At 68.5% G+C, this 7,243-nt stretch carries 7 protein-coding genes; 4 read left to right on the top strand and 3 right to left on the bottom strand.

All coding sequences use genetic code 11. From position 1 onward, the window contains the following. Window positions 1–172: 172 nt before the first annotated feature. The 3 genes from JHC79_RS16325 to JHC79_RS16315 are packed head-to-tail and all read right to left on the bottom strand — an operon-like array spanning window position 173 to window position 3,674. Window positions 173–868: an SDR family oxidoreductase gene (locus JHC79_RS16325; protein ID WP_296392688.1), complete on the bottom strand. Its 696-nt coding sequence runs from the start codon at window positions 866–868 to the stop codon at window positions 173–175. Further along, window positions 865–2,097 (bottom strand): exo-alpha-sialidase, encoded by a 1,233-nt coding sequence (locus JHC79_RS16320; RefSeq protein WP_296392687.1) that lies wholly within the window; start codon window positions 2,095–2,097, stop codon window positions 865–867. The genes JHC79_RS16325 and JHC79_RS16320 overlap by 4 nt, the downstream gene beginning before the upstream one ends. A 26-nt stretch (window positions 2,098–2,123) precedes the next feature. After that, window positions 2,124–3,674 (bottom strand): ABC transporter substrate-binding protein, encoded by a 1,551-nt coding sequence (locus JHC79_RS16315; RefSeq protein WP_296392685.1) that lies wholly within the window; start codon window positions 3,672–3,674, stop codon window positions 2,124–2,126. Between the two features lie 330 nt (window positions 3,675–4,004). Here JHC79_RS16315 and JHC79_RS16310 point away from each other — a divergent pair, with 330 nt between their 5' ends. From JHC79_RS16310 to JHC79_RS16295, 4 genes are all read left to right on the top strand, one after another. Next, a complete protein-coding gene (locus JHC79_RS16310) occupies window positions 4,005–5,045 on the top strand; it encodes an ABC transporter permease (protein WP_296392683.1) in 1,041 nt (346 codons plus the stop codon). Further along, window positions 5,042–5,965, top strand: coding sequence for an ABC transporter permease (locus tag JHC79_RS16305; protein WP_296392681.1), 924 nt, complete (start codon window positions 5,042–5,044; stop codon window positions 5,963–5,965). Before JHC79_RS16310 ends, JHC79_RS16305 begins: the two co-directional genes overlap by 4 nt. Window positions 5,966–5,967: 2 nt before the next feature. Continuing rightward, window positions 5,968–6,810 (top strand): ABC transporter ATP-binding protein, encoded by an 843-nt coding sequence (locus JHC79_RS16300; RefSeq protein ID WP_296392679.1) that lies wholly within the window; start codon window positions 5,968–5,970, stop codon window positions 6,808–6,810. Beyond that, window positions 6,807–7,243 (top strand): ATP-binding cassette domain-containing protein (locus JHC79_RS16295; RefSeq protein WP_296392677.1); only part of this gene is annotated, 437 nt, incomplete at its 3' end. The genes JHC79_RS16300 and JHC79_RS16295, both read left to right, overlap by 4 nt.

Below are 7,243 nucleotides of genomic sequence, written 5' to 3'. Positions count from 1 at the left end.
TGGAGTTCGACGCCGCCGCTGCGGCCGAGGAAGACCGCGGCGGTCTCCGCCGCGCCGGTGAGGTCGTCGGCGATGATGACGGGCGCGGGTCCGGAGATCGGGTGCTCGGTCATCGTCACCTCCTGTTGCGCGAAACGTGCATTTACCATATCAATATTGCGCGAACCGCGCATCAACCCAGCGATGTGCCCGCGCACTGCACCAGGGTCTGCCCGGTGATGCTGCGCGCGGCGGGACTGAGCAGGAACTCCACCGTCGCCGCGACCTCGGCCGGGTCGATGAAATGGCCCATCGGTGGGGTGCGGGGCGGGGTGGCGCTGCGCGCGGGATCGCTGAGCATAGGAGTCGCGGTCGGCCCGGGAGCGACCACATTGACGGTGATCCCGCGGCCCACGACCTCCGCGGCGCACGATCGCGCGAAGCCGACGAGCGCTGCTTTGGTCGCCGCGTACTGACTCTTGCCCGCGACGCCGGTCATGGTGCGCGATCCCAGCAGCACGATGCGTCCGCCGTCACCCATCCGATCGACGGCCGCGTCGACGAGAACCTGCGCGGCAGCGACGTGGATCCGCCACATCAGATCGCCGTCCGCATGATTCAGCTGACCGACCGGCGCGGAGAACTGCAGCCCGGCCGCATGCACCACTGCGTCCGCGGCCGGCGATTCCACCGCGATCCGCGCCAGCTCGTCGAGGTCGGCGAGATCGCATTCCTGCCAGGTGAATCGCTCGTCGGTGAACTCGGGTCGGCGTCGGGACAACCCGGTCACCGACCACCCGGACTTGGTCAGCAACGCCACGATCGACGCGCCGATCCCCGAACTGGCCCCGGTGACGATCGCGTGCCCGGGCAGCGTCGCCGACGTCACGTCTGCGCTCCGCTCACCCAGTCGATGGGTAGCCGCACGTACTCGATCGCCTGCCGGTAGCGGGTGAAGGCGGTGTGCAGGGTGTCGTCGACCGCAACGATGCTCGGGTAGGAGAACTCCCGGTTGAGACCGTCGCGGGAGTTGTTGCTCAGGCAGTAGCCGTCACCGGTCTCGATGTCGCGTCGGTGCGGCCAGGTGATGCCCTCGTCGTCGGAGATCGCCACGGTCATCGGTGCGCGCGGCGCGCCCCAGAACGCCGAGCGGGCATCGCCGTCGTCGAGTGGGGTGGCCGCTTCGGCCGCGACCGCGGGGTCGGTCAGACCGCCGTCGGGATCGATCTCGTCGTAGAGGGAAACGCGTCGGGCGGTGGCGTCGAGTGCGCTGGCCTCGTTGAACACCATCGCGAGCCGGTCGTCGTCGAGGACGACGAACTGGATCGACGAGTTGTTGTTGGGCACATCGATCGGCTCCGGCGCGGTCCACGTCTCGCCGTCGTCGTCGGAGACCGACCGGTACACGTGGTCGGCCCAGCGACTGCGGTAGATCGCGACCAACCGCCCGCTCGAGAGCCGTCCGATGTTCATGTGGACGCAGCCGATGCTGTCCGGCACCGTCACCTCGCGCCAGGAGTCGCCGTTGTCGTCGGAGACGAGGACCGAGCTGTAGTCGCGGTCGCCCACCCACCGCCGCCCGTCGAGCCGCACACAGTGAAAGATCGGCAGCAGCAACCGGTTCGACGGCAGTCGAACCGGGGGTTGGCGCACGAACACCCCGCCGGCCTCGGTCTCTGGGATGAGCACGGTCGGCTCGGCCCAGGTCCGTCCGCCATCCGTCGAGATGCGTCGGCACACGCGGGCGGTGTCCTGGTCGCCCGCGCGTTGCGAGGTCCACAGCAACCAGACCTCGTTCTCGTCGACGACGTGTAGGACCGGGTTCTGCTCGGACCGGTGCGGATCGTCGGACAGCGCGATCGGATCCGACCACTGCGACGAGCCGGGATCGAGTCGGGAGAACCAGACGCTGATGTCGGGGACGCCCTCCTGCGTTCCGGCGAACCACACGCACGCCATCGAGCTGTCGGGTAGAACGCACAGGTTGGCCGCGTGGTTCTGGATGGCCGGCGCCGGGAGCAGCGCGTCGATGCGGCCATCCGCGTCGACCTCGCGCAGCACCCCGTCGGAGACGCCGGCGTCGACCGGGGCGGTGTCGGTGGTGGTGGTTTGCGTCATGGTGGTCTCCGATGGGGTCGGCGGGGTCACGCGCGCAGCGCCGCGGCGGACAGGTCGTAGGAGTTCGTGGGCCGCAGTCCGATGTCGTCGATGCGGGATCGGCGTGCCAGAACGACTTTCGGCACGAACGACCACAGGAACGGCGAGGTGTCCCAGACCTGCTTCTGGGCGGTCGCCAGCAGTTCCGAGCGACGGGCCGGGTCGACGGCCTCCGACGCCTGGGTGATGGTGTCGGTGATCTCGGGGAACACGTAGCCCTGGTAGGTGTCCCGCGTGCGCTCCTTGGCCGCGGTGCCGGCGAACATGCCCTGCATGATCGTGATGCCGAGTCCGGTGGGGCCGGGGAAGCCGTTGCCCAGGACGTCCCAGTCGCCGCCCTTGCCCTGGCGCCAGGTCATGATGTCGCCACCGGGTTCGAACTGCTGCAGCGTCGCACGCACCCCGGCCGCCGCCAGCATCTGCACCACCGACTCCATGATGTCGGTGTCGGCGACGAATTCGCCGGTCTCCCAGATGAACTTGAGCGTGAGGTCGCGGACGCCGAGTGCGGCGAGCTCGGAACGGGCGCGTGCCGGGTCGTAGACGTAGCGGCCGGTCTCGATCGCGCCGTCGAGCGTCATGGGGATGACGCCGGTGGCCTCGGTGGCCGCACCCTGCATCACCTGGTTGATCAACGCCGGACCGTTGATGGCGTAGGTCAGTGCCTTGCGCACACGGGCGTCGGCCAGCGGGTGGTTGCGCGGCTTGCGGAAGTTGTAGAACAGCTGGTTGAGGCGCACGCCGTCGGCGCGATCGATCGACACCCCCTTGAGGCCGGCCAACTGGTCGGCGGCGTCGGGGCTGATCGAGTCGATCACGTCGACCTCGCCACTGCGCAACGACACCACCCGGTTGGACTCGTCGGGTACGAAACGCACCTGCACCGACTCGATCTGGGCGGGCGTGCCCCAGTACTTCGGGTTGCGCTCGAGCGTGTAGTTGCCGGTCCCGCGATCCGACGACGTCACCACATACGGCCCGGAGCCGAGACCGCTCTGCAGTTCCTCGGGCTTGTTGGCCCGCGCCGGGGTGATCAGGATGTTCGTCATCAGGTAGTCCAGGACCGGGACCGGGCGGTTGGTGTTGAGCAGGAACGTCGAGCCGTCGACCTGCTCCACCGTGGGCCACTCGGGGAAGAACCCGCCGACGAAGGAGCCGTCGACCTCGCTGTACATCTTCAGTGCGGTGGCGACGTCGGCGATCTCGACGGGTGAGCCGTCCGAATAGTGCGTGCCGGGGCGCAGGTGGACGAGCCACTGCGTCGGGGCGACGAGCTCGAACCGGTCGGCCAGCACGAGCTGCGGCTTGAGGTCCTTGTCGAGCGTGATGAGCGACTGACGCACCCCGCGCTGCACGGTCAGCGCGGCGTCGAACTGGTTGAGTTTGTTGTCCAGGCTGACCAGCGAGCGATTGAGCGCCAGGCTCACGGTGCGCGGACCGGGCGTGCCGGTGGGCGTCGCGCACGCGCCGATCGACCCGATCGCCAGACCGGTGGCGCCGAGGGCGAGACCGGAGCGCAGCAGGGTCCGTCGCGACATGGTTGTCCTCGAATGGGACTGCTGTACATCGGAACTGGTCATCGTCGACCTCTCGCGGACAATCGTTCTCAGGCGTGGTCGCGTCGTCGGTGCGACGCATGCGCCCGTCGCGGATGTGACGGCGAGCACATCTGGACAGTACGGCAGACTGCTCGATATGCGCAATAGCGATCCGGGTATTGCGTAATTCGCGCAGCAATGCCATTGTGAGCTGAGTAACACCGATCACCCGCGACGGGCACGCGTGGGTGAGCGCAGACAACGACGTCGCCCAGCTCTGGCAGAAGGTGGATCCATGGAAAGCAACGAGAGTTCACAGGCGGTGCATCGATGAGCGCGTCGACGGACTCCATCGCGGTGCAGTTGCCACCACCGTCACCGGAGAAGGCGCCCGGTCGCGGCGGTTTCGGTGTCGAGTCGGTGATCCGCTCGGCCACCCTGCGCTACGTCATCAAGCGTCTGGCGCAGAGTGTCCTGACCATCTGGCTCACCATCACCACCGTCTTCGTGCTGATCCGCATGGCGCCCGGCGACCCGGCCTACTCGGTGGCCGGTCCGCTCGCGTCGTCGGACGAGCTGGCGCGGATCCGAACCAGCATGGGCCTCGACGACTCGGTGTTCACCCAGTACCTCATCTACCTCAAGGACGTCGTCCGGCTCGACTTCGGCACCTCCTACTCGTTCCAGGCGCCGGCACTCGACGTCGTCCTCGATCGCCTGCCGTACACGATCACCCTGGCCGTCGCCGCGATCCTGCTGACCGTCGTCGTCGCCGTGCCGCTCGGTGTCTGGATGGCGCGCCACGCCGACAGCCGCCGCGAGCTGGGCGCCAACGTGGTGACCATCGCCGGTCAGTCCATGCCGGACTTCTGGACCGGGCTGATGCTGCTGACGTTCTTCGCCGTCGTGTTCCCGATCTTCCCGGCCGCCGGCTTCACCTCCTGGTCCGGCCTGGTCCTGCCCGCGGTCACCGTCGCGGTGCTGCAGATCGCGTTGATCTCCCGGATGGTCCGGCGCGAGATGGTCAACTCCTTCGCGTCGCCGTACATGACTGTTGCGCGGGCTCGCGGCCTGACCGACCGCCGTCTGACCTGGCGCTACGCGATGCGCAACTCCGCCATCCCGGTCCTCACCGCGCTCGGCACCCGGTTCGCGGCTCTGCTCAACGGTGTCGTCGTCGTCGAGGTCGTGTTCGCCTGGCCCGGAGTCGGTTCGCTCGTCGTCCGAGCGCTCGAGACCCGCGACTACCCCCTGATCCAGGCGACCGTCCTGGTTACCGCAGTCCTGGCGATCGGCGTGCAGCTGCTCGTCGACCTCTGTTACCCACTGCTCGACCCGCGCGTCCGCCTGGGAAAGGGAGCCAGCAAATGAGCGTCGTCATCGAACGCCCCACCGAACCCCGTCCCAGCGCGGTCACCCCGAAAGATGTCGCCCGCTCGGCGGCCACCCGTCGGAGCCGCGACTCCCGGATGAAGATCTGGATCGGCAGCATCTGCGCTCTGCTCGTGATCCTCCCCGTCGCCTTCGCCCGGGTGCTGCCCATCCCCGACCCCGACGTCACCAACCTCGGCGACCGCCGCCTGGCCCCGTTCACCGACGGCCACCTCTTCGGCACCGATCAGCTCGGTCGCGACCTGCTGGCCCGTGTGCTCTACGGCGGCCAGGTGTCGCTGACCATCGGCATCCTCGCCGTGGTGGTCTCCGGCCTGATCGGATTGATCCTCGGGGCGTTGGCCGGCTACGTCGGCGGCTGGGTCGACGCGGCCATCAGCCGCCTCCTCGAGGCGCAGATGTCGCTGCCCCTGCTGATGATGCTGCTGCTCGTGGTCGCACTGTTCGGGCCGTCGATCCCGGTCATCACCTTCGTCATCGCGATCGCCCAGTGGCCCGAGATCGCCCGCCTCACGAGATCACTCGTACTGGTCGAACGGGAGAAGCCCTACGTCGCCGCCGCCAAGGTGCTCGGCCTGGGCAGTGTCGCCACCCTCATGCGCCACGTCATCCCCAACGTCATCAAGTCGGTGTCGCTGGTGGTCCTGCTGCTGCTGGCCCAGGCCGTCCTGCTCGAGAGCGCACTGAGTTACCTCGGTGCCGGCCCGCAGCGGCCGTTCGCGACCTGGGGTCGGATCATCTCCGACGGTCAGGACTACATCACCACGTCGTGGTGGCTGGTGACCCTGCCCGGCATGGTCATCGTGCTGCTGGTGGTCGGTGTGAACCTCCTCGGCGACGGACTGCGCGACGGCGCACCCAAGCTCCGCCGCTTCCCCTTCAGCCGTAAGGACAAGTGATCATGGGAAATCTGTTGCAGGTGGACGACTTCCAGGTGGAGCTGATCACCGACAAGGGCGTCATCCGCGCCGTCGACGGGATCTCGTTCTGCATCGACGCCGGCGAGACCGTCTCGATCATCGGTGAGTCCGGCTCCGGCAAGTCCACGACCGCGATGGGCATCCTCGGGTTGCTGCCCGACGATCTCGCCGTCCGGTCGGGATCGGTCCGCTTCCGCGGCGCCGACCTGCTGGCCGACGAAGCCGCGCTGCACGAGGTGCGCGGACGGCAGATCGCGCTCATCCCGCAGGACCCGATGGCCGCGTTGAGCCCGGTCCACACGGTGGGATCCCAACTGCGCGAGGCGGTCGCGCACAGCGGCGTGCGCGGACGCGCGGCCCAGAAGGCGCGATGCGTGGAACTGCTGCACCAGGTGCGCATCCCCGATCCCGAGGGCCAGCTGGGCCGCTACCCGCACCAGTTCTCCGGCGGCATGCTGCAGCGTGTGCTGATCGCCGCCGCGCTCGCGTCGTCACCGGTACTGATCGTGGCCGACGAGCCCACCAGCGCACTCGATGTCACCGTGCAGGCCAGCATCCTCGACCTGCTCATGGAACTGCAGGAGCGCACCGAGATCGGGATGCTGGTCATCACGCACGATCTCGGGGTGGCGCGGCTGGTCTCCGACCGCATCCACGTGATGAAGCAGGGGCGCTTCGTCGAGGTCGGGCCCGCCGACGAACTGGTCCGAACCCCGCAGAGCCCGTACACCAAGAAGCTGCTCGACGCCGTCCCACAACTGGGACCGTGGAGCCTGCCCGACGCGTCCACCGCGCGGGCCCAGACGTCCGGAGTCCCCGCATGAGCGCACCCGAGAAGTCCACGCCCCAGAAGTCCATGCCACTGCTGACCGTCGACGACCTCGCCGTCGAATACCACACGGGTGCAGGGGTGTTCCGTGCCATCGACTCCGTCTCGTTCGAGGTCGACCGGGGCAAGACCCTCGCGATCGTGGGCGAATCGGGGTGCGGGAAGTCGACCATCGCCAAGGCGCTGGTGCGTCTGCTGACCCCGTGCGGCGGGCGGATCGTGTTCGACGGCACCGACATCGCGACACTGTCCGAGCGGGCGCTGCGCCCGTACCGCTCGCGGATCCAGATGGTGTTCCAGGATCCGTACGGCTCGCTCGACCCACATCTGACCGCCCTCGACATCGTCGCCGAGCCACTGCGGATCCGCGGCACCGGCAGCCGGGCCGAGCGCATGCGGCGCGCCGAGGAGCTCATCGACCAGGTGGG

The organism is Williamsia sp. (assembly GCF_016462415.1).
In the GTDB taxonomy this organism is placed as follows: Bacteria; Actinomycetota; Actinomycetes; order Mycobacteriales; family Mycobacteriaceae; genus Williamsia_A.
Note: the sequence above shows the minus strand (reverse complement) of the source record. Positions and strands in the feature narration are given on the sequence as shown.